Here is a 24244-nt window from a genome sequence, read left to right as displayed (position 1 = left end):
CGGCGAACCGGCCTAACTAAACTTCTCAAGCCGCCCGTCGCGGAAGACGTAGACGGCGCCCTGCTCGATGTAGAGCTCGGCGGCGCTGGCGGGCGTCTCAAGGCCGAGCGAAACCATCAGGGCCCGGCAAGTCCCGCCATGGGCGACCGCAACGGTATCGGTCCGGAGTTCGTCGTACCAGGCCCGCACGCGGACCTGCACATCGGCGTAGGTCTCCCCGTCCGCGGGGCCGACCGTCCATTTGTCGGCAAGGCGCCTGGCATAGACGTCCGGATCGGCCGCCTCGCTCTCGGCCAGCGTCAGCCCTTCCCAGCTGCCGTAGCCGATCTCGCGCAGGCGATCGTCGAGCGCGTAGTCCGCCGGCGGCAGTTCGAGCTTGCCGCGCGCGAGTTCCATGGTCTGGCGTGCACGCCCGAGCGGGCTCGACACGTAGGGTAACGCCGCCTTGTCCTTGCCGTCGCGCTTGAAGAGATCCGCCAGCACGCCGCCGGCCTGCACGGCCTGACCGCGTCCACGCGCGTTCAGCGGAACGTCCTTGGTGCCCTGAAGCCTCCCGAGCGCATTCCACTCGGTCTCACCGTGGCGAAGATAATAGATCGTGGGCACCGGCATTCCAGATTTATAAGCTAGTCCTTGCCGCCGAACGAGATGTCCGGCGCGTCCGGGCGCTTCATGCCGAGCACGTGATAGCCGGAATCGACGTGATGCACCTCGCCGGTGACGCCGCGCGCGAGATCGGAGAGGAAATACAGCGCGCTGCCGCCGACGTCTTCGATCGAGACGTTGCGCCGCATCGGCGCGTTGTTCTCGTTCCACTTCAGGATATAGCGGAAGTCGCCGATGCCGGACGCCGCGAGCGTCCTGATCGGCCCGGCCGAGATTGCGTTGACGCGGATGTTCTTCTCGCCGAGATCGGCCGCGAGATAGCGCACGCTGGCCTCCAGCGCAGCCTTCGCCACGCCCATCACGTTGTAATGCGGCATCCACTTCTCGGCGCCGTAATAGCTGAGCGTGATGAGCGAGCCGCCATCGGTCATCAGCTTCTCGGCGCGCTGCGCCACGGCCGTGAACGAGTAGCAGGAGATCAGCATCGACTTGGAGAAATTCTCCGGCGTGGTGTCGACGTAGCGGCCGTCGAGCTGCTCGCCGTAGGCGATCGCATGCACCAGGAAGTCGATCTTGCCCCACTTCTCCTTCAGCACTGCGAAGGCGGCGTCGATGGTGGCAGCATCGGTGACGTCGCAATGGCCGAGCACGAGGCCGCCGATCTCGGCGGCAAGCGGCTCGACGCGCTTCTTGAGCGCATCGCCCTGATAGGTGAAGGCGAGCTCGGCGCCGGCTGCGTGGCATGCCTTGGCGATGCCCCAGGCGATCGAGCGGTTGTTGGCAAGGCCGAGGATCACCCCGCGCTTGCCCTGCATCAGACCTGAATTCTGCGCCATTTGCTAACGTCCCGTCGAGCTCTCGTTGAGGTCTGGAGGTACACCAGCCCTCCTTCGCGGTACAGTCCTAATACGCGGCGTTAACGCTGTTTCAAGCGCCGGAATAGCCGTTCCGTTCGGGTGTTATGATGATTGAGGCGCTCGCGCCGGACACCAGGACGTCAAGACGGCATGAGTGCGTTTCGCCAGAGTGTGGAAGCCATGATCCCGGCGTTGCGCCGCTACGCCCGCGCGCTCACGCGCGATGCGGATGCGGCCGACGATCTGGTGCAGGATACGCTGGTGCGGGCGCTGCGTTCGGAGCGCCTGTTCCTCGGAGGCGATGTCAGGAGCTGGCTCTATACAATCCTGACCAACCTCAACAAGAACCGGCGGCGCTCGCTGGCAAGACGCCCGCAATTCACGCAGCTGACGGAGAACAATCCGGATGCCAGCGGGACCGAGGCCGAAGGGCGCGACATCGAGAAGGCGCTGGCGACGCTGGTCGAGGAGCAGCGCTCGGTGCTTCTGCTGGTGATGCTGGAGGGCATGAGCTACCGCGAGGTCGCCGACATCCAGGGCGTGCCGATCGGCACCGTGATGTCGCGCCTGGCGCGAGCGAGAGCCCACGTTAAAGCCTCGCTGGAAGGTGAGCGCCCGGCGCTCAAGCGGGTGAAGTGATGGCAGTGTTGATGCATCGCGCAGGTCGCTTCGCCTGCATGGAGCGGGAAGCAGCGCAGTTGAACCGCGAAAGACATTTTGGGCCGCAGAGCCAGAGACGATCGATATGAACGACCATAATATTCCCATTACCGAAGACGAGCTGCACGCCTATGTCGACGGCGAGCTGCCGGCCGAGCGCCGCGCCGATGTCGAGGCCTGGCTTGCCACACACCCTGACGATGCCGGGCGCGTGCAGTCCTGGCGCGCCATGGCCGAGATGCTGCACGCGCGTTACGACTCTGTCGTCCAGGAGCCGGTGCCGGCCCGGCTCGAGCTCGAGCGGCTGGAGCGCCGTCCCCGGCAATGGTTCTATGCCGCCGCGGCGGCTGTGCTGGTCGCCTTCGTTGCCGGCGGCACCGCCGGCTGGGTGGCGCATGGCGCCGCCAACGCCCCCTCGACCTTCCAGAGCTTTACGGCGGACGCGCTTGACGCCCACCGCCTCTATGTCGTCGAGGTTCGCCACCCGGTCGAGGTCGGCGGCAACGAGCGCGATCATCTCCAGGCCTGGCTGACCAGGCGCTGCGGCTGGACCGTGTTCGCGCCGAACCTGGAGGCGAGCGGGCTGAAGCTCGTCGGCGGCCGGCTCTTGCCGGGGCCGAACGGTCCGGCGTCGTTCCTGATGTATGAGGGCGCCTCGGGCGAGCGATACACGATCTACACCGCCAAGACCGAGACCGGCGCGACTCAGATGCGCTACGCCAAGGCCGACAAGGACGGAGCGCTGTTCTGGGCCGAGCGCGGCGTCGGCTACGTCGTCAGCGGCGGCAGCGATCGCGATCGCCTGACCAAGGTCGCGCAGGCGGTCTACGACCAAGCCGAGAAAAACGGTACCTGAGCAACCGCTTGAAGGCGGTGCCTCGATTCCGACATTGAAAATTTGGAATCAAGACATGGGTGCGTCTCATTATCGCACCGGATGCTCACGAGAAAATGAGTAGCGTTCGATCCGCCGATCGACGCGGGCGGCCTCGATTGGGGTTTTTGGTACCGCGCTGGTCCCCCTCTCGAGGCCGCACCTATTATCGACTGCCCCGCCGGACAGCCGACACGTCGAACCACATGGGCCGAGAGGCGCTCTCACGCCTCAGGCATATGACGAGCATCATCTGTCGAGAGATGCTCTGGACTTCTGGGAGAACCCCCTTCAGTTGCGACTTCGCCCTAAAGCGCGATGGCTCACGCTTCAGCAGTTTTCTCTGCGCATGATCTTTTCCGAGAACCGCTGAACGCCGAATGAACGCCTCGCGCTCACGCGGCCCCCCGGGTCCGGATCATGCCTTAGCCAAGCCCGCTACGTGGATTGTAGGGGTGTTGGTCCCGCCACTTCTCCATCAATGCCTCAAGCTCGGCGTCGTTCCCGTCCGGTAGCATAATCCTGATGGTAACGAAGAGATCCCCGGTTCCGCCGGCTTTTGGCAATCCCTTGCCCTTGAGGCGGAAGGTCCGGCCGCTGGAGGTGTTTTTCGGGACCGACAGTTCCACGGCATTGCCGAGGGTCGGCACGCGGACCTTGCCGCCGAGCACCGCCTCGTAGAGCGTGACCGGCAGGTCGATCCTGAGGTCTGCGCCCTCGATCTTGAAGTACGGGTGCGGCGCGATGCTGATCGTGATCAGGAGATCGCCCGGCGGATGGCCCTGAGCGCTCTCGCCCTGCCCCCGCAACCGGATCTGCTGGCCCTCGGTGACGCCGGCCGGAATCTTGACGTTGAGCTCCTTGCCCGTCGGCAGCCGGACGCGCTTCTCGCCACCCTTGACCGATTCTTCCAGCGAGACGCTCATCGCGACATTGACGTCGAGATCGAGGCCGATCCCTCCGGTGTCGAATTCGAACTGCCCGGCGCCGCCGGCCCCGGGCCGCGCACCACGCGTCCCGCCGAACATGCTGTTGAGGATGTCCTCGAACGCGCCGCCGCCCTGACCAGGGCCCGCGCCGCCGCTGCGGAACGTATAGCTTTCGAACCCGCCGGGACCCGCACGGCCGCGCGGCCCGCCGCCGCCCGGAAAACCCTGGAAGCGCGGCTTGCCGTCGGCGTCGATCTCGCCGCGGTCGAACTGCTTGCGCTTGTCCTCGTCGCCGATGATCTCGTTCGCCGAATTGATCTCGGAGAAGCGCTCGGCGGCCTTGGGGTCATCCTTGTTGCTGTCGGGATGGTGCTTCTTGGCAAGCTTGCGATAGGCGCTCTTGATCGCGGCAGCGTTGGCGCTCCGCGGCACCCCCAAGACCTCATAGGGGTCGCGCATCCGTCACGTCTCCTTCAAGAGAAATCGAATTGTTCAAAGGGCTCCCCGCCCCATCTGCTGGTCATGTGGGAGGCGAGTGGCATTTTTGCAACTAGCCGCAGAGCCGATTCCTAGCTCCGCCACGGCTTTAGCGTATGAATCTCCCAACGGCCACGGCTGCTTTGGCAGCCGGCGCCCTGGAGCCAGCTTTCGGTGCTGCCATTGACGTAGCTCGCCAGGAAGTCCCGGCACTTGCGGCCGTCCTCGGCGGCGTAGGACTGCGCGATCGGCGTCACCGAGCCACGCGCTCCGGTTTCCGGATTCTCCCAATGCTGGCTGGAATCCTTGTCGCCCTTGCTCAGCACGTCGGAGGCGGCGTTACGGGCGAAGGCGAGATCGGTGTCGGTCGGCGGGGCGTCCTTTGCCGCCCGCGCGATCGAGCCGGTCAGGTCGCTGTCGTCGGCCTTGGCGTAGGCGCTGGTGTCGTTGCGGGAAAAGCTGCAGCCGCCAGAGCCGAGCCCGATCAGAATCATTGTCATGACAAAGCCGGACGGCCGGATCGCCGATAGGCCAACGCGTCCCCATGCCCTATATAGGGCGGTAGCGGACAACAACGCGTTTTGGGCCGCGGGACGCAATTCGGACTCCGGACATGACCGACACGACCTCGATGAAACACCAGACACCCTTAACATCCGGTGATTTCACCGCCGCCGACGAGCCATTTGCGCTGTTCGAGGCCTGGCTGAACGAGGCGATCAAGAGCGAGCCGAACGATCCGAACGCCATGGCGCTCGCAACCGTCGACCCCGACGGGCTGCCAGACGTGCGCATGGTGCTGATGAAGGGCTTCGATGCCGACGGTTTCGTCTTCTACAGCCACATCGCGAGCCAGAAGGGCCGCGAACTCGCCGCAAATCCTAAGGCGGCGTTACTTTTTCACTGGAAGTCGCTGCGCCGTCAGGTCCGCATCCGCGGCAACGTGACGCCGGTGACCGACGCCGAGGCCGACGCTTACTTCGCCACCCGCCCCAAGCAGGCGCAGATCGGCGCCTGGGCGAGCAAGCAGTCCGAGGCGCTGGAAAGCCGCTTCGCCTTCGAACAAGCCATCGCCAAAGTCGCGGCCAAGCACATCATCGGCGAAGTGCCGCGGCCGCCGGGCTGGAGCGGTTGGCGCATCACGCCCTCGCGTATCGAGTTCTGGCACGACCGCCCGTTCCGCCTGCACGACCGTATCGAATTTCGCCGTGACGCGGCCGGCCAGCCATGGTCCAAGACGCGGATGTATCCCTGAGCTTAGGCCGACCTGAAAGATGTCCATGCCGCATTCGTCCAATGCGCCGCGCCGCACGCTGCTCCTGACCGGAGCGAGCCGCGGCATCGGCCACGCCACAGTGATCCGGTTCTCGTCGGCGGGCTGGCGCGTCATCACCTGCTCGCGGCATCCCTTCCCCGAGGATTGTCCGTGGGACGCCGGCCCCGAGGATCACATCCAGGTCGACCTCGGCAACCCCCTGGACACCGCGCGCGCGATCACCGACATCCGCAACCGGCTCGAAGGCGGCATGCTGCATGCGCTCGTCAACAACGCCGCGATCTCGCCAAAGGGTCCGGGCGGCTCGCGGCTTGGCTCGGTCGACACCGACCTCGACACCTGGACGCACGTCTTCCACGTCAATTTCTTCGCGCCGATCATGATCGCGCGGGGATTGATCGAGGAGTTGAAGGCGGCCAGGGGCTCGGTCGTGAACGTCACCTCGATTGCGGGCTCGCGCGTGCATCCGTTTGCGGGCGCCGCCTATGCCACATCGAAAGCTGCGCTTGCATCCCTGACGCGCGAAATGGCCTCCGATTTCGGCCGCGTCGGCGTCCGCGTCAACGCGATCGCGCCGGGCGAGATCGACACCTCGATCCTGTCGCCGGGCACCGAGAAGATCGTCGACCAGCAGATCCCGATGCACCGGCTCGGCACGCCCGACGAGGTCGCCAAGATCATCTACGTGCTGTGCACGGACACCAGCTCTTACGTCAACGGCGCCGAGATCCACATCAACGGCGGCCAGCACGTGTAAGGCCAGGCAGGCGAAGCATGGGCCGGTTCGCGAGCACTGCGTCACTCTACGAGCATTTGCGGCCGCCCTACCCGAGTGAATTCTTTCGCAACGTCGCGCACAAGCTTGGTCTCACCAAACAGGGCAGCCTGATAGACCTCGGCACCGGACCCGGACTGCTGGCGCTCGGCTTCGGCCCCTATGTCGGCCGCGTTGCCGGCGTCGATCCCGAGCCTGCCATGCTCGATGCGGCGCGACGCGCGGCTGCGAGCGCAGGCCACGCACTCACGCTGATCGAAGGCAAGGTCGAGACGCTTAGCCCCGACATCGGCGCATTCGACGTCGTGACCATCGGCCGCGCGCTGCATTGGATGGATCGTGAGTCGACGCTTGCGCGGCTCGATCGACTGGTCGCGCGCGATGGCGCAATTCTGATCTGCGCCTCGTTCTCGGCCACCGACGGCAGCAACCCGTGGCTCGATGGGTACAACGACGTCCGCCGCCGCTGGTCACCGGCCAAGCTCTGGGAGGAGGCAGGCATGGGCACGCGCACCCATCGCGACTTGCCGGCGTTCTTTCGCGGCAGCGCCTTTCAGCCCACCGAGCTCGTCACGGTTGAGACCAGCCACACAATCAGTGTGCAGGATCTGACACGCCGCACCCTCACCTACTCGTCGTCATCGCCGGAGGCGTTGGGCGAGAATGCAGAGGCGATGCTGTGCGATGTCGGGGAGCACCTGGCTCCCTTCAGCCGCGACGGCGTCATCGCCGAGACCATCGTCTCGACGGCGCAGATCGTGAAACGCTAGAGCTCATCTGCCGAAAGATGGGAAGCAAGGCGATCCAGACAACGCCGCCGCAAGACCTGGATCGCCCGCCGTTCTTTCCGTTCCTCAATCGACTCGAATCCGACGCGACCGATCGCGCAGCCGCGGAGCGGCCTTGCTGAACGCAGTCGAGCAGTCGTCGTCGTTCTCACCGTCGAGCAGCGGAGCACCACAGTGCCGGCACATGCGTGCCGACATCGACGACGCCTTGCCGCTCGCCAGGACCTGACGATAATTCGCCAGATCGATGACGTTGCGGGGCGACGTTATGTGTTTTTCAACCATGGCTGTTCCTCGCGGCTAACATGCTGCTTATCGCAGACAAGTTTCGCGCAAACGTTCAGCCCACTGCTCAAATTTTACCGGAGGAATTGGGGCGGCGGGCACACATCACGGCGCGGCCTCAATCCCGCTCTATTCTGCGACACCAACCACCGTGTCTCGTTGAACGGCGTAAGGTCTCGGTAGGTATCAAAGCCACTTCTTCCACTTGAAGAGCCAGTACGGGACGATCGCGGCGGCGAGCATCATCACCAGCGCCATCGGATAGCCGTGGACCCATTCGAGTTCCGGCATCGCCTTGAAATTCATGCCGTAGATCGAGGCGATCAGCGTCGGCGGCATCAGGACAACGGCCATGACCGAAAACAGCTTGATGATGTTGTTCTGCTCGAGATTGACGACGCCGAGCATGGCGTCGAGCACGAAGGTGATTTTGCTGGAGAGATAAGAGGCGTGGTCGGTCAGCGAGGCGACGTCGCGCTGCATGGTCTTGAGCTGCTCGCGCATGTCCTTCGACCATTTCACGCCCTCCACCACCGCGGAGAGGAAGGTGACGACGCGGCCGATCGACACCAGGCTTTCGCGAACCTTCGAGGTCAGATCGCCCTTGCGGCCGATCGAGATCAGGATCTGGGAATATTGCTTGGCGTGGCCGTGGCGCTCGCTCTCGGGCTCGAAGATGTCGTGCGAGACCTGGTCGATCTCGGCGCCGCAGCGCTCCAGGATGTCGGCGCAGCGGTCGATCACGGCGTCGAGCAGTTCCATCAGCACCATCTCGCCGGTGATCGCGGGCGCGCAGGACCGGGCCAGCTTGGCCTCGACCAGCGCAAACGGCTTGGGCTGGTCGTAGCGCACCGTCACCAGGCGATGGTCGCCGAGAATGAAGGTCACAGCCGTGGTCCGGGGCATGTCGGTGTCGGACTGGCACATCAGCGTCGCCGTCATATAGCGCGCGCTGTTCTCGATATAGAGGCGGCTGGAGATCTCGATCTCCTGCATGTCCTCCCGGGTCGGGATCGCAATACCGGAGAGCCGCTCCACCGCCTTGTCCTCAGCCGCGGTCGGGTTGACCAGGTCGATCCACACGGCGTGCTCCGGAACCGCCGCGAGGTCCTCGACGACCGCTTTCTTGAGGGAGGAGTCGGAGGGAACGAACACAGAAAACATGCACAACTCCAGCAGGGGCCTGCGACAGACTGACAGCCCTTAGCGCGATTCTGACAAGTTCATGATGACAAGCACATTAACGGGGCGTTTGCATTTGTGGCGGAGCCGCGGCCCAACCGTGGCACGGAATCGACAGTCGGGCGTGCTTTGCCTAAAAACCAGCACAGGAGCGCAAAACTTGCGGCAAAAAAGCCACAGCTAGGCTCTTGCAGCGCGGGAAAAGGTCCGAAACGCTGGAATTGTGGCAGATTTCAACGATAATAGGGCCCAACGGAGTCGTGGTTTGGGCGCGTCTCAAGCCCCGCGAAAGCTAGTTGTTGTCGATTGGAATCAAATCATGTCGTCGCTGAAAGTTATGCTGGGTATTTTGGCCGCTGGCCTGATGCTGTCGGGCTGCATGCAGGCCACACATTTTGAAGCGACCGACACCAAGGCCTTCAAGCCGAAGGACAAGGAACTCCTCGCCAAGGTCCGGTACGAGAACACCCCCGTCGCCGAGCCGTTCCGCCGCGCCATCGTCGATTACCACCGCAAGGAATCGCCGGGCTCGATCGTGGTCGATTCCGACAACCATTACCTCTACTGGGTGATGGATGGCGGCAAGGCGATCCGCTACGGCATTACCGTCGGCGAAGAAGCCATGGCCTGGTCGGGCATTGCCAAGGTTGGCAGCATGACCGAGTGGCCGGCCTGGCATCCGACCCCGGGCGAGATTTCGCGACTGGGCGTGCCGACCTACGTTGCACCGGGTCCGGACAATCCGATGGGCTCCCGCGCGATGTATCTCTACTCCGGCGGCAAGGACACGCTGTTCCGCATTCACGGCACCAACCAGCCGGAATATATCGGCGCCTCGATCTCGTCGGGCTGCATCCGCCTGACCAACGAGGATGCCATCGACCTCTATGGCCGCGTCAAGGTCGGCACCATTGTCGTGGTGCTCGAGCCGAAGCATGGCGACTCGCCCTACAATTCGCGCCTCGCGCTCGGCGGCAGCCAGACGGGCCAGGCGGGCAGCTACTGATCGCTTCCTGCTCTCGGACATTCAAAAGCGCCGGTTTTACCGGCGCTTTTTTGTTGCCGGCTTGTGCGGCTCGGCTTTGGTGCCATCGGCGGCCGACTTGTCCGCCGGCGCAGGGGATTTCTGCGCCGGCTCGTCATCAGCTCCGTCCTTAGCACCGTCCTGGGCTCCATCCTTGGCCTCAGGCCTGGCCGCGACCTCGCGCGGCGGCGCCTCCTCGGGCCGTCCCGCCGGCAGCAACGGGGCGACCTGCGGCAGGGGATCCCAGACGTTCCACTGACAAATCCGGTAGTCGTTGCGCCGCTGCGCCAGGTCGAGATGGATGTGGTCCTCGTGATACCAGTCCGAGCCCGGACCGAGCACGGTGGAAAAGCGCGCGCAGACTGAATGCAGCACGCGCTCGCGCACATCGCGCGGCATGCCGCGGTCGGTCAGGCCGATCGACCGCCCGTTGGCGAGCTTGATGGCGCGGACGTCGAGCGCGTTGGCCTTGCCGTGCTCGGACAGCATCGCGCCGGCGATGCGGTTACGGCCTCGGCATTCGAAACTGTCGAAATTGTCGAGATCGCTGATGGTCGAGCCGAGGCTCGCCGCCAGCGGCACCATGTCCTTGCGCACCCAGTCGGCGATCGCGGAGGCCATGGTGCAGCGGAGGATCGCCGCCGGCTTGACCGCCACCTTGCGCTTGTCCGGCAGCACGATCGCCTCCAGCCGCACCAGATCCTCGCCGCCGCAGGCGCCGGGGCCGCGGATATCGGGAATGGACGGCGCGACGGCGATCTCCTCGGTCAGCGCCAGCCGGCAGGCMGAGAGCTGCTTCTCGGCCGGCGGCGCGGCCTCGGCGGGCTTGTTGGCACTGGGCTTGTCTGCGGAAGGCTTCCCTTCTGCCTCCGGCGCGGCCTCGTCCGTTGCTTGGGGGGCCTCCTCCGGACGGGGCTTTGGTAGCGGTATCCTGGCGGAGTGCACCTTCGTACGTGGCCGTGGTGTCCCGAGGCCAAAGATATCCAGCGGCGCAGCATATTTTCGCGCTTCTGCCCGCTCCGCCAGCACAAGCGACAGCCCGAGCGCAGCGGTAACCATTGCCGCGCCGGCGGACATATAGCCGCGACAAGACCATTTGCGGCGAAAGTCCGGCAGGCTAAAACTCATGACAATTCTTTGGCCCAGCGCTGAGAGCTATAAAAAGTCCAGCCCACCTCGGAGGAATGTCTGAATGCTTGGTTTGATGCAAGATTGGCCCCTGCTCTGCCACCGGATCATCGAACACGCCGCCAAGATTCATGGCAAGCAGGAGGTCGTTACGCGATCGGTCGAGGGACCGATCCATCGCACCACCTACGGCGAAATCCACAAGCGGGCGCTCAAGGTCTCGCAGGTGCTGGAGCGAGACGGCATCAAGCTCGGTGACCGTGTCGCAACGATCGCCTGGAACACCTGGCGCCATCTCGAGGTCTGGTACGGCATCATGGGGATCGGCGCCATCTGCCATACCGTCAATCCCCGCCTTTTCCCCGAGCAGATCGCCTGGATCATCAACCATGCGCAGGACCGCATTGTGATGACCGACCTCACCTTCGTTCCGGTCCTGGAGAAGATCGCCGACAAGCTGCCAAGCGTGGAACGCTACGTCGTGCTCACCGACAAGGCACACATGCCGCAGACGACGCTGAAGAACGTGGTCGCCTACGAGGATTGGATCGCGGAGGCCGACGGCAAATTCGAATGGAAGGACTTTGACGAGAACACGGCCGCCGCGATGTGCTACACTTCCGGCACCACGGGCGATCCGAAGGGGGTTCTGTATTCGCATCGCTCCAACGTGCTGCACGCGCTGATGGCGAACAATGTCGATGCGCTCGGCACCAGCGCGTCCGAGACAATGCTGCCGGTGGTGCCGCTGTTCCATGCCAATAGCTGGGGCATCGCCTTCTCGGCCCCCTCGCAAGGCACCAAGCTGGTCATGCCCGGCGCCAAGCTCGACGGCGCCTCCGTCTACGAGCTGCTCTCGACGGAGAAGGTGACGCACACGGCGGGCGTGCCCACGGTGTGGCTGATGCTGCTGCAGCACATGGCGGCCAACAATCTGAAACTGCCGGCTCTGAAGATGGTGATCTGCGGCGGCTCGGCGATGCCGCGCTCGATGATCAAGGCCTTCCTCGACATGGGCTCGAACGTGCGCCACGCCTGGGGCATGACCGAGATGAGCCCGATCGGCAGCGTCGCGGCACTGAAGCCGCCGTTCCAGAATGCGACCGGTGAGGCGCGGCTCGACGTGCTGCAGATGCAGGGCTATGCGCCCTTTGCGGTGGAGATGAAGATCACCGACGATGCCGGCAAGGAGCTGCCCTGGGACGGCAAGACCTTCGGCCGTCTCAAGGTCTCCGGCCCCGCCGTCGCCAAGGCCTATTACCGCGTCGACAGCAACATCCTCGACGAGGAGGGCTTCTTCGACACCGGTGACGTCGCGACCATCGACGAGGCCGGCTACATGCGGATCACCGACCGCTCCAAGGACGTGATCAAGTCCGGCGGCGAGTGGATCTCCTCGATCGACCTCGAAAACCTCGCGGTCGGCCATCCCGCCGTGGCGGAGGCCGCCGTGATCGGCATCTATCATCCCAAATGGGACGAGCGGCCGCTGCTGATCGTGCAGCTCAAGCAGGGCCAGCAGGCCAGCCGCGAGGACATCCTGAAGTTCATGGACGGCAAGATCGCCAAATGGTGGATGCCTGACGACGYCGCCTTCGTCGAAGGCATCCCGCACACCGCGACCGGCAAGATCCTGAAGACCGCACTACGCGACCAGTTCAAGGATTACCGTTTCCCGAACGCGGCGGCGTAACCCTAGGTACCGCCCTCCCCCTGGAGGGCGTGAGCGCTCGACGCATTGAAGCCTCCACAACGTCATGGCCGGGCTTGTCCCGGCCATCCACGCCTTGCCCCGCGGCACGGAGAACGTGGATGCCCGGGCATAGGCGAGCGGAAGCGACGCCGTCCTTCGGACGGCTATGCCCGGGCATGACGGTCTGGGCGCATGCGGAACCCTTGAATTTGCCCCCGGGCCGTGGTCTCAACGGCCCATCGTCGCGCCAAATCGGCCGACATCGCCCAAAACTCCGGCAGAGCTTCACCCGATGGCCCGCAGGTTTTCCGCTCCCTATCAGTCGGAGCCCGTGTCCAGCCTCGCGAGCTGGGCGCGTAATCTGGCCGTGTTCGCGGTGGTGGCGGTGGTGGTCTCGATCATCATCGTCCGCTTCGACTTCCTGGAGATGAAACCGGCGCTGATGACGTTCTTCGGCGGGCTCGCGATCGCCGGCCTCTCGATCCTGTTTGGGCTCGCGGGCTTTGCCGCGATCTGGCAGAACGGCTCGCGCGGCATGGGGCGCATCCTGCTCGCCTTCCTCATCAACGGCGCGATCCTCGCTTATCCCGCTTATCTCGCCCTGCAATACCGCAAGCTGCCGCCGATCTACGACATCACCACCAACCCGATCGACCCGCCGCGCTTCGACGCGCTCGCGCACCTGCGCACCGGCGATGGCACCAACACGGCGGTCTATGCCGGCCTCTATTCGGCCGAGCAGCAGCGCCAGTTCTACCCGGACATCGAGCCGATCGAGCTGGAGATCCCGGTCGATCGGGCCTATGCGATCGCGCGCCAGCTCGTCATCAAGCGCAAATGGCTCGTCATCGACGAGCGCGAGCCGCAGCCGCCGCGCCGTATCGGCCGCATCGAGGCGGTAGCACGGACGCCGATCATGGGATTCCGCGAGGACATCTCGATCCGGGTCGTGCCCGATGGTGACGATTCCCGCGTCGATATCCGCTCGGCGTCGCGCTATTTCGACAGTGATCTCGGCAGCAACGCCGCGCGCGTCAAAAAATTCATCGACGATCTCAACACCGCAGCCGACGCCGACGCGCTGAAACCGGTGAAGAAGACGCCGGTCGCGCCACCGAAGGCACCGGCGAAAACGGTGAAGAAGTGAGATCGGCGAATGGGGAGTAGCAAATAGCGAGTGGAAAGCACCTATTCGCTGCTCCCTATTCGCCATTCGCCCCTAAGCCATTCGATACGTTCCACCGATCACGGGATCGCCGTCCGTCGTCACCACGCCGCGCGCGACCAGATCTTCCAGATGCGCCAGGACGGAATAGCCGGCGGCCGTCGTCAGCCTAGGATCGATGCCGATATAGATCGCGCGCACCATGGTCGGGATATCGGCCTCGCCCTTGGCCAGGCGGTGCAGGATCGAGGCTTCGCGCGCCTTGCGGTGGCGGATCAGGAAGCGCACGAAACGCTGGCCGTCCGGGATCTCCGGGCCGTGGCCGGAGAAATACAGATCCTCCTCGCGCGCGGCGAGGCGGTCGAGCGACTCCATGTAGTCGATCATCGAGCCGTCGGGCGGCGCCACGATCGAGGTCGACCAGCCCATCACGTGATCGCCGACGAAGTTGAATTTCCGTTCGGGCCAGGCGAAGGCGAGATGATTGGCGGTGTGGCCGGGCGTCGCCACGGCCTCCAGACGCCAGCCGGCCCCCTCGACGACGTCGCCATGGGCGATCCTGATATCGGGCGCGAAATCGCGGTCGGCGCCGGACTCCGGATTGTGCTTCTCGCTCTCGAAGCGCGGGCGCGAGGCACGGTGCGGGCCCTCGGCATAGACGGGCGCGCCGGTCGCCTGCTTGATCCGTGCCGTGTTCGGCGAATGGTCGCGATGGGTGTGGGTGACGAAGATGTGGCTCACCGTCTCGCCCTTGACGGCATCGAGCAGCGCCGCCGCATGCGCCTCGTCGTCCGGCCCCGGATCGATGATCGCGACGTTGCCTTGGCCTACGATGTAGCTGACCGTGCCGGTGAAGGTGAAGGGGCTCGGATTGTTACAGAGCACGCGCCGCACGCCGGGACGGACTTGTTCGACGACACCGGCCTTGAGCGGAAAGTTGCGGTTGAACGGGATGTCGTCGTTGTCGGACATGGGACTTCCTGTGCACTGCAGCCCCAACCCTCGCCGTCATACCCCGCGAAAGCGGGGTATCCAGTACGCCGCGGCGCCTGAGGCGAGGGCGAGGTCTCTGGGATACTGGATCGCCCGCTCTAGTGCGCAATTGCGCACAGGGCGGGCGATGACAGCGGAGCAAACTAGCCGCGGCCGAAGAACGCTGCGACTAGAAAAACGCCTGGATGCCCGTGATCGCACGTCCCAGGATCAGGGCGTGGACGTCGTGAGTCCCCTCGTAGGTGTTGACGGTCTCGAGGTTATGGACGTGGCGCATCACGTGGTACTCGGCGGAGATGCCGTTGCCGCCGTGCATGTCGCGCGCGACGCGGGCGATATCGAGGGCCTTGCCGCAATTGTTGCGCTTCATGATCGAGATCATCTCGGGGGCAAACTTGCCTTCGTCCATCAGACGGCCGACGCGAAGCGAACCCTGGAGGCCCAGCGCGATCTCGGTCTCCATGTCCGCCAGCTTCTTCTGCACGAGCTGGGTCGCGGCGAGCGGCTTGCCGAACTGCTTGCGGTCGAGCGTGTACTGGCGGGCGCGATGCATGCAGTCCTCGGCGGCGCCGAGCGCACCCCAGGAGATGCCGTAGCGGGCACGGTTGAGGCAGCCGAACGGGCCCTTGAGGCCGGAAACGTTGGGCAGCAGCGCGTCCTCGGGAACCACGACGCCGTCCATCACGACCTCACCGGTGATCGAGGCGCGCAGGGACAGCTTGCCGCCGATTTTCGGCGCGGAGAGCCCCTTCATGCCCTTTTCCAGCACGAAGCCGCGGATCTGGTTGTCGTGCTCGGCCGACTTGGCCCAGACGACGAACACGTCGGCGATCGGCGCGTTCGAGATCCACATCTTGCTGCCGGTCAGGCGATAGCCGTCCGAAACCTTCTCGGCGCGGGTCTTCATGCCGGCCGGATCGGAGCCGGCGTCGGGCTCGGTGAGACCGAAGCAGCCGACCCATTCGCCGCTGGCGAGCTTCGGCAGGTACTTCTTGCGCTGGTTCTCGTCGCCATAGGCGTAGATCGGATACATCACCAGCGAGGACTGCACCGAGTTCATCGAGCGATAGCCGGAATCGACCCGCTCGATCTCGCGCGCGACGAGGCCGTAGGCGACGTAGCTCGCATTGGCACAGCCATATTCCTCAGGCAGCGTAATGCCGATGAGGCCGAGCTCGCCCATCTCGTTGAAGATCTCGCGGTCGGTCTTCTCCTCGAGATAGGCCTTGGTGACGCGCGGCAGCAGCTTGTCCTGGGCATAGGCGCGCGCGGTGTCGCGCACCATGCGCTCGTCTTCGGTGAGCTGCTCGTCGAGCAGGAACGGATCGTCCCATTGGAAAGAAGCCGCAGCCGGCTTGTCCTTGGTCTGAGGGCGCACGCTCATGAAACGTCCTTTCGTCTGGTTCCGTCAAAATTTGCCCGACAAAGTAAAGCGCCGCGGCAACAAGTGCAATTGCGTTGCAGATGGATGGCTCTGCGTGGACCCCGGGGATGCGCAGCGCGCGCCCCCGGAATGACAGCGCTAGCTTTCAAGCTGCTCGTTGGCGACGATCTCGATGCCGAAGCCTGACAGGCCCTTGTAGTCGTGCACCGACGAGGTGAGGTGGCGGATCGAGGTGACGCCGAGATCGCGCAGGATCTGCGCGCCGACACCAACCTCGCGCCACTGGCGGTTGCGGTCCGCCTCGCTCGCGCTCTCATCGGGCAGCGGGGCAACGGGGACACCGGCGGCGCCGTCACGCAGGTAAACCAAGACGCCACGGCCGGACTTCTTGAAGTGCTCGAGCACTGCCGCCATGCGCTTATGGCCGGTGAAGATGTCCTTGACGATGTTGGGCTTGTGGAAGCGCGTCAGCACGTTCTTGCCGTCGCCGACGCCGTTATAGACGAACGCGACGTGGGCGATTGAATCGAACGGCGAGCGGTAGGCATAGCCCTGAAGCGGCCCGATCGGGCTGTCAGTGACGAAGGTCGAGACCCGCTCGATCAGCTTCTCGCGCACCTGGCGATAGGCGATCATGTCGGCGATGGTGACGTGCTTGAGCTTGTGCCTGGCGGCGAACTGCGCAACCTGCTCGCCCTTCATCACGCTGCCGTCGTCGTTCATGAGTTCGCTGATGACACCGACCGGCGGCAGGCCGGAGAGCTTGCAGAGGTCCACCGCAGCCTCGGTATGGCCGGAACGCAGCAGCACGCCGCCGTCCTTGGCGATCAGCGGGAAGATGTGGCCCGGACGGGCGAAATCGTTGGCGCCGACATTGGGATTGGACAGCGCGCGGCAGCACGAGGCGCGTTCTTCGGCCGAGATGCCGGTGCCGCCGTCGGGCTTGTAGTCGATCGAGACCGTGAATGCGGTGGTGTGCGCGGAATCGTTGTGGGCCACCATCGGATCGAGCCGGAGGCGGCGCGCGTCCTCGGTGGTCACCGGCGCGCAGACGATGCCGGAGGTATGGCGGATGATGAACGCCATCTTCTCGGCGGTGCAGAGCGAGGCGGCGACGATCAGATCGCCCTCGCCCTCGCGGTCCTCGTCGTCGGTGACGACCACGAGCTCACCCCGGGCAAAGGCCTGCAAGACTTCCTGAACGTTATCGGGCATTTCCCAATCTCTATCGGTTATGGCCGGGAGGCTTCGCCGGACGCCTTAGCCGGACTTGGCCCCAAGCGCTAGTGTCCTGGACGCAACCGCATATGCCTGATGGCGGGCCGGCCCGCGGGTCTAAGGCTTGCACCGAAGATACCAGGGATATAGGCGCACACGGCCCGGACGGAAAGCGGCCGCGCCGCCTTCAGGGCAGCACTTCGCGCCGCTCGCCGAGCCGGACATCGAGCTCGGCCCGCTTGTCGGCCAGCAGGCCAGCCTGGGCCGCTTCGATCACGGTAAACAGCTCATGAGCGTCGCTGAGCCGGGTCACCGTGACATAGCTGGCGCCGGCCGCGTAGAGCTCGCTCACATCCGACAAAAGATCGGCCGTGGCCACGATCATGGCGGTCGGGTTGAGGGTACGGACGTGGCGAACCAGCTTCTCGTTGCTCGCGCCCTTGAGAAGGGCGTCCGGCACGCTGAGGATGATCATCTCGGACTTGCCGACGCCGGCATGGAGCAGCGTGTCGGCGCTGCTGATGTCACCATAGATCACGTGCAGGCCGCGCGACAGCAGCGTCTTGTACACATTGGGATTGAAGTCGATCACGGTGATCTGCTCGAGCAGCACCGGCGCCTGCCGTTCGATCTCGGCCAGCAGCGCGCTCGCCGCACGGAAAAAGCCGAGGATGACGATGCGGCGGGCCTCGCCGTGGCCGCCCTCGTGCCCCTCCTCGGCGTGGCCGTTGCCATGGTCGAGGTCGCGCAGGCCGATCCGCTTGAGGGGGCCGATCGCCCAGCGGGTGATCTCGTCGCTGCGGGTCATCACGAAGGTCGAGAGCACCGCCAGCACCACGAAGGCAAAGGAGGCCGCATTCGCCGTTTCGGCCGCGATATGATGGTCGGCGACGCCGGTCTGGATCACCACCAGCGAGAACTCGGAGATCTGCGCGAGGTTAAGGGCCGGCAACAGGCTGGCGCGCAGGCCCTGCTTCATCAGGTAGAGCGGGGCGAAGGTGGTGACGAGGCGGCTGACCACCGTGAACGCCGCGATCATCAAGGCAAGCCCGATCACGGAGAGGCCCGGCACGGGAATGGTCATGCCGAGCGCGACAAAGAACAGCGTGATGAAGAAGTCGCGGAGCGTGGTGACCTTGGCGGTGACGTCGAGGGCGTAAGGGAAGGTCGACAGCGAGACGCCGGCGATCAGCGCACCCATCTCGCGCGAGAGTGAGAGCCGCTCCGCGGTCTCGGCGACCAGGAAGCACCAGGCGAGCGCGCCAAGCAGGATCAGCTCGGGGCGGCGGGCAATCTGATGGAATAGGCGCGGCAGCACGTAGCGGCTGACCAGCAGCGCGGCGGCGACCAGCACCGCGACGCGGCCGATCGACAGCAGGATGACGCTGACCTCGAGATTGGCGAGGCTCGGCTGCACCGCCAGGAACAGGATGGCGAAGATGTCCTGGAGCACCAGCACACCGAGCGTGATGCGGCCGGGCAGCGTGTCGAGCTCGCGTTTCTCGTAGAGCACCTTGACGATGATCACGGTGCTCGACAGCGCGCAGGCGACGCAGAGATAGACCGCATCGAAATGCCCACCGCCGAGCGACAAGCCGATACCGACGAAGAACAGCACCCCGAGCAGGCAGCCGCCGATGAGCTGGCCGCCCGCCGCGAACAGGATCACCTTTCCCGCCCGCACGATCTTCTTCAGGTCGATCTCGAGCCCGATCATGAACAGCATGAAGATCAGGCCGAGCTCGGAAATGACGCTGATCGATTCCTGCGATTTGACCCAGCCCGCACCGAATGGACCTATGCAGAAGCCGGCGATAAGGTAGGCCAGGATCAGCGGCTGCCGGGAGAAATGGGCGAGCAGGCCCAGCATCCAGGCAAACAGAATACAGAGAGTGATGTCGCGAATGAGTTCGTGCATACCAAATTGGTCCGTTTTGCCGCACCCTAGGGCCAGGTTGCGGCGCGGCAAGCGAGCAATTCGTCACATGCGAGCAGGGCTTTTCACAGCAATGCTGCTATGTCCCCTCGCCTCTGCCGCGCCCGCAGCCGCGCAATCCAAGGTCAATATCGAACAAAATTTTGCCGATTCGCTCACCACACTGCCGAAGGAGGAACTCGCCGTCTCCGGCGGGTTCTATGTGCCCGCCTATTCCAGCGTCGCGATGAGCCAGGGCAAACTACGTGTCGACTTCTCGGTGACGCTGAGCGTTCACAACGCCTCCGAGACCCAGCCGCTGGTGGTCAAACGCATCGCCTATTTCGACACCGCAGGCAAGCAGGTCGAGACCTACCTGAAGGGCCAGGTGGCGCTGAAGCCTCTGGCCACCGTCTCGATCTTCATTCCGAACGACGATGTGCGCGGCGGGACCGGGGCCAACTTCCTCGTCGACTGGGCGGCAACAGGCGAGATCGCCGAGCCCGTGGTCGAGGCCTTGATGGTTGGCGGCGTCGCCAATGCGCATTACGCTTTCATCAGCCAGGGCCGTCCGACGAGGACGACCGGCAAGAAGTAAGGCAGGCCGGCGCAAGGCCGGCCGCTCAACAAGAACAAAACGAGGAACGCCCCCATGACGTCCAGCTTCGATTTCGCGCCCCTGTTTCCCGCAGGGCTGCCGGCCCCTTCCGCGCGCTGGACGGGCCTCGCCAAGTACAGTTTCGTCGGCGGCAACAACGATTCCGAGCAGTTGCCGCTCGACGGCCTGATCGAGGCGACCAATTCCGCCCTGCAAAAGGAAGGCCGCTCGCTTGCCACTTACGGCCTGGCGCACGGGCCGCAGGGCTATTTGCCCTTGCGCGAATTCCTGGTGACAAAACTGAAGCGCGACGCCGGCATCAACTGCACCGTCGACGATCTCCTGATCGTCTCCGGCTCGCTCCAGGCACTCGACCTCGTCAACGCAACGCTGCTGACGCGCGGCGATACCGTGATCTTCGAGCAGGACAGCTATCAGGGCTCGTTGACTCGCCTGGCGCGGCTCGGGGTCAACGTCGTCGGCATCCCCCTCGACAAGGACGGCATGCGGATGGACGTGCTGGCCTCGACGCTGGCGGATCTCAAGGGCCGCGGCATCCGGCCGAAATACATCTACACCATCCCGACCGTGCAGAACCCGACCGGCAGCATCATGCCGGAGAGCCGCCGCACCGAAGTGGTGCGGCTCGCGGCCGAATATGGCGTGCCCATCTTCGAGGACGATTGCTACGCCGATCTCGTCTGGTCGGGACAGCGCCCGCCGGCGATCCACGCGATGAGCCCGAACGGCGGCGTGATCCATATCGGCTCGTTCTCGAAATCGATCGCACCGGCGTTGCGCGTCGGCTTCATCGTCGCGCCCTGGGATGTGATGTCGCGGATGCTGGCGCTGAAGACGGATGCAGGCTCCGGCGCGCTGGAGCAGATGGTGCTGGCCGCCTATTGCAAGCCGCATTTCTCGACCCACGTGCCCGCGTTGACGAAGGCGCTGCGCACCAAGCTCGATACACTGATGGAGGCGCTGAACGAGCAGTTCGGGACGGCGGCCGAGTTCGAGGAGCCCAAGGGCGGCATCTTCCTGTGGGTGAAGCTGCCCGACCAGGTCGATACGCTAAAACTCTATCAGGCCGCGCTCGCCGCCGGCGTGTCGATCAATCCGGGGCCGGAATGGTCGACCAACAAGCCCCATTCCAGCTCGCGGCTCAGGCTGTGCTTTGCGAGCCCCTCGCATCAGCAGATCCGTGAGGGCGTCGCCGTGCTGGCCGAGGTCTGCCGCAAGGAGTTCGGCGTGCCGGCCCGCAGCGCCAACGTGGAGAAGCGGGCCTAAGGCTCGCTCTAGGCCACCTGAGGCTGGCTGCCGTGAATCGCGGAGGCCAGCCGCAGCAGCAGGACGATCGAGACGTTGCCCTTGCCGGCCTCGATCTGGGCGATGTAGCGCTCGGAAATCCCGGAGCGGCGGGCCAGCTCCCGGCGCGACAGCTCGCACCGCGCACGCGAGGACCTCAAGCGCTCGCCCAGCTCGGCCAGGAACGCGGTCTCGGAATAAGGCGGCACGGCACAGCTCCCCGGCAGTACCTCGCCCGCGAAATCCACGACTTGATTCAGCATCGCTCTCACCAACTTCGCCTTCGGGAGCGCCATCCTACCCTTGATACGACCGGCCTCATTGACGCGGATCAAATTCGAGCGCGATTGCCAGCTCGCGTGGACGATCGCGCGCGGGATGCTACACTTGGACTTGTTCGAGGCGGGGTTTTTCAGGACATGACGCGTTGTCTGGGCTGCTGGGTCGCGGCGGCGATGCTGTGGATTGCGTTCACGCCAGCGGCCGGCGCCGAGACGCTTGCGGCGACGGTCGAGCAATGGGGCCTGCTCGGTTCATAGGCGGTCGATTGCGCGGCTCGGCCGGACCGCGACAAGGGCTCGCTGTTGACTTACGAGATCAGGAAAGACGGCCGGGTGATGTACCGGCGCGATTTCGGCGAGGCCAGGGACGAGAACGAAGTGGTGTCCGCCACGGTCGAAGCCGAGGGCCTGCTCAATGTGATGGTTTACTTCCCCTCGCTGCACCAGGCGCGTGAATTCGGGCTGCTGCTGGCGAAGGATGGCAGCCTGCGCGCGATCTACAATCGCAGCGAGCGCGGTGTGTACACGATCAGGGACGGCAAATACGTCGCGACAGGCGCGCCGACACCAGCGCAGCAACGCTGCGATTGAGCATCACGTTTGAGCATGATCGTTCGGAAAACCGCTTCACACTTTTCCGGATCATGCTCTGTCTGAACATCCATTCAGAATTCTCTTCCAGTTCCTCCGGAACGTTCGCACACATGCGCCGTTCTCATGTGCATTGCATTGGAGGAGGACATCATGAAGAAGCTTGGTTATGTGGTTGCGGCTCTCGGCGCGCTCGCGATCGTTGCACCGACGATGGCGAATGCCGAAACGGTGGTGATCAAGAACGGCTACCATCATGGCTACGGCGCCCGCGCCGAAATGCGCGAGCATCGCGACCACGGCTGGCATCGCGGCTGGCACCATCACGACCGGGTCGTCGTGGTCAAGCGCGGTCACCATCACCACTGGGATTAATGCGTAACGCATTATGGAAATGGCCCTTCGCGGGGCCATTTCTTTGCGTGTTCGAAACGTTCGGCAGGACTAATCCCACACCGGCGCAAAGCCCGGATTGACGCAACGCCTGTCCTTGGGCAACGCCGCGATCTTCTTGCGGTCGGCATCGTCGAGCGTGATCTTCAGCGCATCGAGATTGGCCTGCTGGCTCTCGCGGCGCGAGGCCTTCGGGATCGCAGCGACACCGTTCTGGTCGAGCAGCCACTTCAGCGCGACCTGCGCGGCGGTCGCGTTGTGCCTGGCGCCGATCTCGGCCAACGCCGGATCTGACGCGATGCGTCCTTGCGCGAGCGGGCAATAGGCCACCAACGGAATCGACCTGGCGTTGAGATAGGCCAGCACCTTCGATTGATCGAGCATGGCGTGATATTCGATCTGGTTGCAGGCGATCGGCGCCTTGATGTCCTCGACCGCGATCTTGAGCAGCGCCGTGGTGAAATTGGCAACGCCGATCGCCCGCGTACGCCCCTCCTCCTTCAGCTTCATCAGGGTTTCGAACACCGCGCCCCAGTTCGCGGATTTCGAGGGCCAGTGCACGAGGTAGAGATCGACGTGGTCGAGCCGGAGCTTGGTCAGGCTGGCGTCGAAGGCGCGGCGGATCGCATCGGGGCTGAGATTCTCGTGCCAGACCTTGGTCGTGACATGAAGCTCGCCGCGCGGCAGCCGGGCCGCGGCGAGCGCGGCACCGATCGGTTCTTCGTTGGCGTACATCTCGGCGGTGTCGATGTGGCGATAGCCGATCGACAGCGCGCTGTCGACCGCCGCGCGGCAGGCATCGCCCTGCATGCGGAAAGTGCCGAGGCCGAGCTTGGGCATGCTGATGCCCTGTGTCTTCAGATGATCCATGGGTCAACTCCTGACGTATTTCAGCCGCCGAACACGCGGTGGGGTCGCGAGGGCAGACTCTTCGGTGATGGAAAAGAGGTGGCGGGAATGGAGACTATAGCGCAGCAGACGCGAGGCGGCCAATCAAGATCGGGTTAGTGTTGGGATGCGCGATCCCTCCCCCATCGTCATGCCCGGGCATAGCCGTCCGAAGGACGGCGTCGCTTCCGCTCGCCTATGCCCGGGCATCCACGTTCTCAGGGCCGAGCCGCAGGGCGTGGATGGCCGGTCAAGCCCGGCCGAGACGACGGAGAGAGTTGCCCACTCACGAATGCTGCGCCACCACAGCCGGGCGCGTCTGCGGCTGCGGCACGATGTCGACCGACCAGAGGTCGCGGTTGTCGACGTCTTTCAAGGTCACAGTCATCACGCCGCTCGCACCGTCGATATCGACCCTGCCGAAGAACTGGAGGCCGAAGCACGGCGCGAGGTTCTCCCCCTGCGCCTCGCTGCAGCCGTTCTGGTACATCGCGACCGGGCCAAATGTGTTGTCGAGCTCGCCCGGCCCCCAGGTGCCGGCATGGAGCGGGCCGGAGACGAACTCCCAGAACGGCTCAAAATCCTGGAATTGCGCCTTGTTCGGATCGTAATAATGCGCGGCGGTGTAGTGCATGTCGGCGGTGAGCCAGACGATGTTGCGGATGCCGGCGCGCTTGATGGAGCTGAGGAGATCGGCGATTTCGTGCTCACGCCGATCGGGCGCTCCATTGCCGAGCGCGACGGCATCGAGACTGACGAGGCCGATCGGCAGGTCGGCCGCGATCACCTTCCAGGTCGCACGCGAAGCGGCGAGCTCCCGCTTCAGCCATACGAGCTGCTCGGCACCGAGAATCCAGCCGCGATGGTCCTCGCCCTTGTTCCAGCTGTCGTCACGGTAGCTGCGCATGTCGATCATGAAGACGTCAAGCAGTGGACCGTAAGCGATCTTGCGATAGACC

The 24244-nt window shown here is 64.7% G+C and carries 25 protein-coding genes and 1 pseudogene; 12 read left to right on the top strand and 14 right to left on the bottom strand.

Annotation, left to right across the window (positions count from 1 at the left end; all coding sequences use genetic code 11):
- Positions 1-12: 12 nt before the first annotated feature.
- A complete protein-coding gene (locus AC1DW2_RS16385) occupies positions 13-612 on the bottom strand; it encodes a histidine phosphatase family protein (RefSeq protein WP_038958652.1) in 600 nt (199 codons plus the stop codon).
- Positions 613-626: 14 nt separating this feature from the next.
- Complete coding sequence (fabI, locus tag AC1DW2_RS16380) at positions 627-1442, bottom strand: enoyl-ACP reductase FabI (RefSeq protein WP_477006587.1); 816 nt, start codon at positions 1440-1442, stop codon at positions 627-629.
- 171 nt (positions 1443-1613) lie between these two features.
- Here fabI and AC1DW2_RS16375 point away from each other — a divergent pair, with 171 nt between their 5' ends.
- Positions 1614-2102: a sigma-70 family RNA polymerase sigma factor gene (locus AC1DW2_RS16375; protein WP_014497222.1), complete on the top strand. Its 489-nt coding sequence runs from the start codon at positions 1614-1616 to the stop codon at positions 2100-2102.
- Between the two features lie 106 nt (positions 2103-2208).
- Positions 2209-2979: an anti-sigma factor family protein gene (locus AC1DW2_RS16370; protein ID WP_477006586.1), complete on the top strand. Its 771-nt coding sequence runs from the start codon at positions 2209-2211 to the stop codon at positions 2977-2979.
- A gap of 443 nt (positions 2980-3422) precedes the next feature.
- Here AC1DW2_RS16370 and AC1DW2_RS16365 read toward each other — a convergent pair whose 3' ends face one another.
- Positions 3423-4385: a DnaJ C-terminal domain-containing protein gene (locus AC1DW2_RS16365; protein WP_085401292.1), complete on the bottom strand. Its 963-nt coding sequence runs from the start codon at positions 4383-4385 to the stop codon at positions 3423-3425.
- Positions 4386-4495: 110 nt separating this feature from the next.
- On the bottom strand, positions 4496-4903 hold the full coding sequence (locus AC1DW2_RS16360) for an RT0821/Lpp0805 family surface protein (protein WP_063984928.1): 408 nt from the start codon (positions 4901-4903) through the stop codon (positions 4496-4498).
- A 113-nt stretch (positions 4904-5016) separates the two neighbouring features.
- Between AC1DW2_RS16360 and pdxH the strand changes: the two genes are divergently transcribed.
- Genes pdxH through AC1DW2_RS16345 form a run of 3 tightly spaced genes read left to right on the top strand, consistent with a single transcriptional unit; the run spans position 5017 to position 7224 of the window.
- Positions 5017-5658 carry a pyridoxamine 5'-phosphate oxidase gene (gene pdxH / locus AC1DW2_RS16355; RefSeq protein WP_085401293.1) on the top strand — a complete coding sequence of 214 codons (642 nt, stop codon included), beginning with the start codon at positions 5017-5019 and terminating at the stop codon, positions 5656-5658.
- A gap of 25 nt (positions 5659-5683) precedes the next feature.
- Positions 5684-6436 carry an SDR family NAD(P)-dependent oxidoreductase gene (locus AC1DW2_RS16350; protein ID WP_063984930.1) on the top strand — a complete coding sequence of 251 codons (753 nt, stop codon included), beginning with the start codon at positions 5684-5686 and terminating at the stop codon, positions 6434-6436.
- A gap of 17 nt (positions 6437-6453) precedes the next feature.
- Positions 6454-7224 carry a class I SAM-dependent methyltransferase gene (locus tag AC1DW2_RS16345; RefSeq protein WP_477006585.1) on the top strand — a complete coding sequence of 257 codons (771 nt, stop codon included), beginning with the start codon at positions 6454-6456 and terminating at the stop codon, positions 7222-7224.
- 84 nt (positions 7225-7308) lie between these two features.
- On the opposite strand, the gene AC1DW2_RS16340 is transcribed toward AC1DW2_RS16345, so the two are convergent.
- Entirely contained in the window at positions 7309-7527 is a 219-nt protein-coding gene (locus AC1DW2_RS16340; protein WP_477006584.1) for a hypothetical protein, read from the bottom strand.
- A gap of 186 nt (positions 7528-7713) precedes the next feature.
- The gene (locus AC1DW2_RS16335) at positions 7714-8691 is read right to left on the bottom strand and encodes a magnesium transporter CorA family protein (protein ID WP_166087661.1); all 978 of its coding nucleotides are present in this window, start codon (positions 8689-8691) and stop codon (positions 7714-7716) included.
- 337 nt (positions 8692-9028) lie between these two features.
- Here AC1DW2_RS16335 and AC1DW2_RS16330 point away from each other — a divergent pair, with 337 nt between their 5' ends.
- The gene (locus AC1DW2_RS16330) at positions 9029-9715 is read left to right on the top strand and encodes a L,D-transpeptidase (RefSeq protein ID WP_063984933.1); all 687 of its coding nucleotides are present in this window, start codon (positions 9029-9031) and stop codon (positions 9713-9715) included.
- 36 nt (positions 9716-9751) lie between these two features.
- Here the strand turns inward: AC1DW2_RS16330 and AC1DW2_RS16325 are convergent, their stop codons facing one another.
- Positions 9752-10861 carry an extensin family protein gene (locus AC1DW2_RS16325; RefSeq protein ID WP_477006583.1) on the bottom strand — a complete coding sequence of 370 codons (1110 nt, stop codon included), beginning with the start codon at positions 10859-10861 and terminating at the stop codon, positions 9752-9754.
- Positions 10862-10925: 64 nt separating this feature from the next.
- On the opposite strand from AC1DW2_RS16325, the gene AC1DW2_RS16320 reads away from it, so the two are divergent.
- Entirely contained in the window at positions 10926-12554 is a 1629-nt protein-coding gene (locus AC1DW2_RS16320) for a fatty-acid--CoA ligase (RefSeq protein ID WP_477006582.1), read from the top strand.
- A gap of 292 nt (positions 12555-12846) precedes the next feature.
- Positions 12847-13701 (top strand): DUF1499 domain-containing protein, encoded by an 855-nt coding sequence (locus tag AC1DW2_RS16315; RefSeq protein ID WP_028148216.1) that lies wholly within the window; start codon positions 12847-12849, stop codon positions 13699-13701.
- Positions 13702-13773: 72 nt separating this feature from the next.
- On the opposite strand, the gene AC1DW2_RS16310 is transcribed toward AC1DW2_RS16315, so the two are convergent.
- The 4 genes from AC1DW2_RS16310 to AC1DW2_RS16295 form a co-directional block, all read right to left on the bottom strand.
- Positions 13774-14691 (bottom strand): MBL fold metallo-hydrolase, encoded by a 918-nt coding sequence (locus AC1DW2_RS16310; RefSeq protein WP_477006581.1) that lies wholly within the window; start codon positions 14689-14691, stop codon positions 13774-13776.
- Positions 14692-14881: 190 nt separating this feature from the next.
- A complete protein-coding gene (locus AC1DW2_RS16305) occupies positions 14882-16096 on the bottom strand; it encodes an acyl-CoA dehydrogenase (protein ID WP_028148218.1) in 1215 nt (404 codons plus the stop codon).
- Positions 16097-16234: 138 nt separating this feature from the next.
- Positions 16235-17311, bottom strand: coding sequence for a 3,4-dihydroxy-2-butanone-4-phosphate synthase (ribB, locus tag AC1DW2_RS16300; protein ID WP_063984938.1), 1077 nt, complete (start codon positions 17309-17311; stop codon positions 16235-16237).
- Between the two features lie 190 nt (positions 17312-17501).
- The gene (locus AC1DW2_RS16295) at positions 17502-19232 is read right to left on the bottom strand and encodes a cation:proton antiporter (protein WP_085401300.1); all 1731 of its coding nucleotides are present in this window, start codon (positions 19230-19232) and stop codon (positions 17502-17504) included.
- A 67-nt stretch (positions 19233-19299) separates the two neighbouring features.
- On the opposite strand from AC1DW2_RS16295, the gene AC1DW2_RS16290 reads away from it, so the two are divergent.
- A complete protein-coding gene (locus tag AC1DW2_RS16290) occupies positions 19300-19827 on the top strand; it encodes a DUF3124 domain-containing protein (protein WP_477006580.1) in 528 nt (175 codons plus the stop codon).
- Between the two features lie 54 nt (positions 19828-19881).
- Positions 19882-21114: an aminotransferase-like domain-containing protein gene (locus tag AC1DW2_RS16285; protein ID WP_477006579.1), complete on the top strand. Its 1233-nt coding sequence runs from the start codon at positions 19882-19884 to the stop codon at positions 21112-21114.
- An 8-nt stretch (positions 21115-21122) separates the two neighbouring features.
- Here AC1DW2_RS16285 and AC1DW2_RS16280 read toward each other — a convergent pair whose 3' ends face one another.
- Positions 21123-21395 (bottom strand): helix-turn-helix domain-containing protein, encoded by a 273-nt coding sequence (locus AC1DW2_RS16280; protein ID WP_014497240.1) that lies wholly within the window; start codon positions 21393-21395, stop codon positions 21123-21125.
- A 156-nt stretch (positions 21396-21551) separates the two neighbouring features.
- On the opposite strand from AC1DW2_RS16280, the pseudogene AC1DW2_RS16275 reads away from it, so the two are divergent.
- Both AC1DW2_RS16275 and AC1DW2_RS16270 read left to right on the top strand, forming a co-directional pair.
- Positions 21552-22004, top strand: a pseudogene (locus AC1DW2_RS16275) (hypothetical protein).
- A gap of 153 nt (positions 22005-22157) precedes the next feature.
- Positions 22158-22379: a hypothetical protein gene (locus AC1DW2_RS16270; protein ID WP_063986595.1), complete on the top strand. Its 222-nt coding sequence runs from the start codon at positions 22158-22160 to the stop codon at positions 22377-22379.
- Positions 22380-22448: 69 nt separating this feature from the next.
- Here AC1DW2_RS16270 and AC1DW2_RS16265 read toward each other — a convergent pair whose 3' ends face one another.
- Positions 22449-23267 (bottom strand): aldo/keto reductase, encoded by an 819-nt coding sequence (locus AC1DW2_RS16265; protein WP_477006578.1) that lies wholly within the window; start codon positions 23265-23267, stop codon positions 22449-22451.
- Between the two features lie 304 nt (positions 23268-23571).
- The coding region (locus AC1DW2_RS16260; RefSeq protein WP_477006577.1) for an alkaline phosphatase D family protein at positions 23572-24244 on the bottom strand (673 nt) is incomplete at its 5' end.

It is taken from the genome of Bradyrhizobium sp. P3_C3 (assembly GCF_056402655.1).
Note: the sequence above shows the minus strand (reverse complement) of the source record. Positions and strands in the feature narration are given on the sequence as shown.

Bases quoted from the DNA above. Each gene is read 5' to 3' on its own strand.
- AC1DW2_RS16335 (WP_166087661.1), bottom strand. From the start codon at position 8,691: ATGTTTTCTGTGTTCGTTCCCTCCGACTCCTCCCTCAAGAAAGCGGTC.
- AC1DW2_RS16345 (WP_477006585.1), top strand. From the start codon at position 6,454: ATGGGCCGGTTCGCGAGCACTGCGTCACTCTACGAGCATTTGCGGCCG.
- AC1DW2_RS16315 (WP_028148216.1), top strand. From the start codon at position 12,847: ATGGCCCGCAGGTTTTCCGCTCCCTATCAGTCGGAGCCCGTGTCCAGC.
- AC1DW2_RS16310 (WP_477006581.1), bottom strand. From the start codon at position 14,691: ATGTCCGACAACGACGACATCCCGTTCAACCGCAACTTTCCGCTCAAG.
- AC1DW2_RS16360 (WP_063984928.1), bottom strand. From the start codon at position 4,903: ATGACAATGATTCTGATCGGGCTCGGCTCTGGCGGCTGCAGCTTTTCC.
- AC1DW2_RS16385 (WP_038958652.1), bottom strand. From the start codon at position 612: ATGCCGGTGCCCACGATCTATTATCTTCGCCACGGTGAGACCGAGTGG.
- AC1DW2_RS16270 (WP_063986595.1), top strand. From the start codon at position 22,158: ATGAAGAAGCTTGGTTATGTGGTTGCGGCTCTCGGCGCGCTCGCGATC.
- pdxH (WP_085401293.1), top strand. From the start codon at position 5,017: ATGACCGACACGACCTCGATGAAACACCAGACACCCTTAACATCCGGT.
- AC1DW2_RS16350 (WP_063984930.1), top strand. From the start codon at position 5,684: ATGCCGCATTCGTCCAATGCGCCGCGCCGCACGCTGCTCCTGACCGGA.
- fabI (WP_477006587.1), bottom strand. From the start codon at position 1,442: ATGGCGCAGAATTCAGGTCTGATGCAGGGCAAGCGCGGGGTGATCCTC.
- AC1DW2_RS16280 (WP_014497240.1), bottom strand. From the start codon at position 21,395: ATGCTGAATCAAGTCGTGGATTTCGCGGGCGAGGTACTGCCGGGGAGC.
- AC1DW2_RS16365 (WP_085401292.1), bottom strand. From the start codon at position 4,385: ATGCGCGACCCCTATGAGGTCTTGGGGGTGCCGCGGAGCGCCAACGCT.
- AC1DW2_RS16375 (WP_014497222.1), top strand. From the start codon at position 1,614: ATGAGTGCGTTTCGCCAGAGTGTGGAAGCCATGATCCCGGCGTTGCGC.
- AC1DW2_RS16295 (WP_085401300.1), bottom strand. From the start codon at position 19,232: ATGCACGAACTCATTCGCGACATCACTCTCTGTATTCTGTTTGCCTGG.
- AC1DW2_RS16305 (WP_028148218.1), bottom strand. From the start codon at position 16,096: ATGAGCGTGCGCCCTCAGACCAAGGACAAGCCGGCTGCGGCTTCTTTC.
- AC1DW2_RS16290 (WP_477006580.1), top strand. From the start codon at position 19,300: ATGCGAGCAGGGCTTTTCACAGCAATGCTGCTATGTCCCCTCGCCTCT.
- ribB (WP_063984938.1), bottom strand. From the start codon at position 17,311: ATGCCCGATAACGTTCAGGAAGTCTTGCAGGCCTTTGCCCGGGGTGAG.
- AC1DW2_RS16340 (WP_477006584.1), bottom strand. From the start codon at position 7,527: ATGGTTGAAAAACACATAACGTCGCCCCGCAACGTCATCGATCTGGCG.
- AC1DW2_RS16330 (WP_063984933.1), top strand. From the start codon at position 9,029: ATGTCGTCGCTGAAAGTTATGCTGGGTATTTTGGCCGCTGGCCTGATG.
- AC1DW2_RS16285 (WP_477006579.1), top strand. From the start codon at position 19,882: ATGACGTCCAGCTTCGATTTCGCGCCCCTGTTTCCCGCAGGGCTGCCG.
- AC1DW2_RS16265 (WP_477006578.1), bottom strand. From the start codon at position 23,267: ATGGATCATCTGAAGACACAGGGCATCAGCATGCCCAAGCTCGGCCTC.
- AC1DW2_RS16370 (WP_477006586.1), top strand. From the start codon at position 2,209: ATGAACGACCATAATATTCCCATTACCGAAGACGAGCTGCACGCCTAT.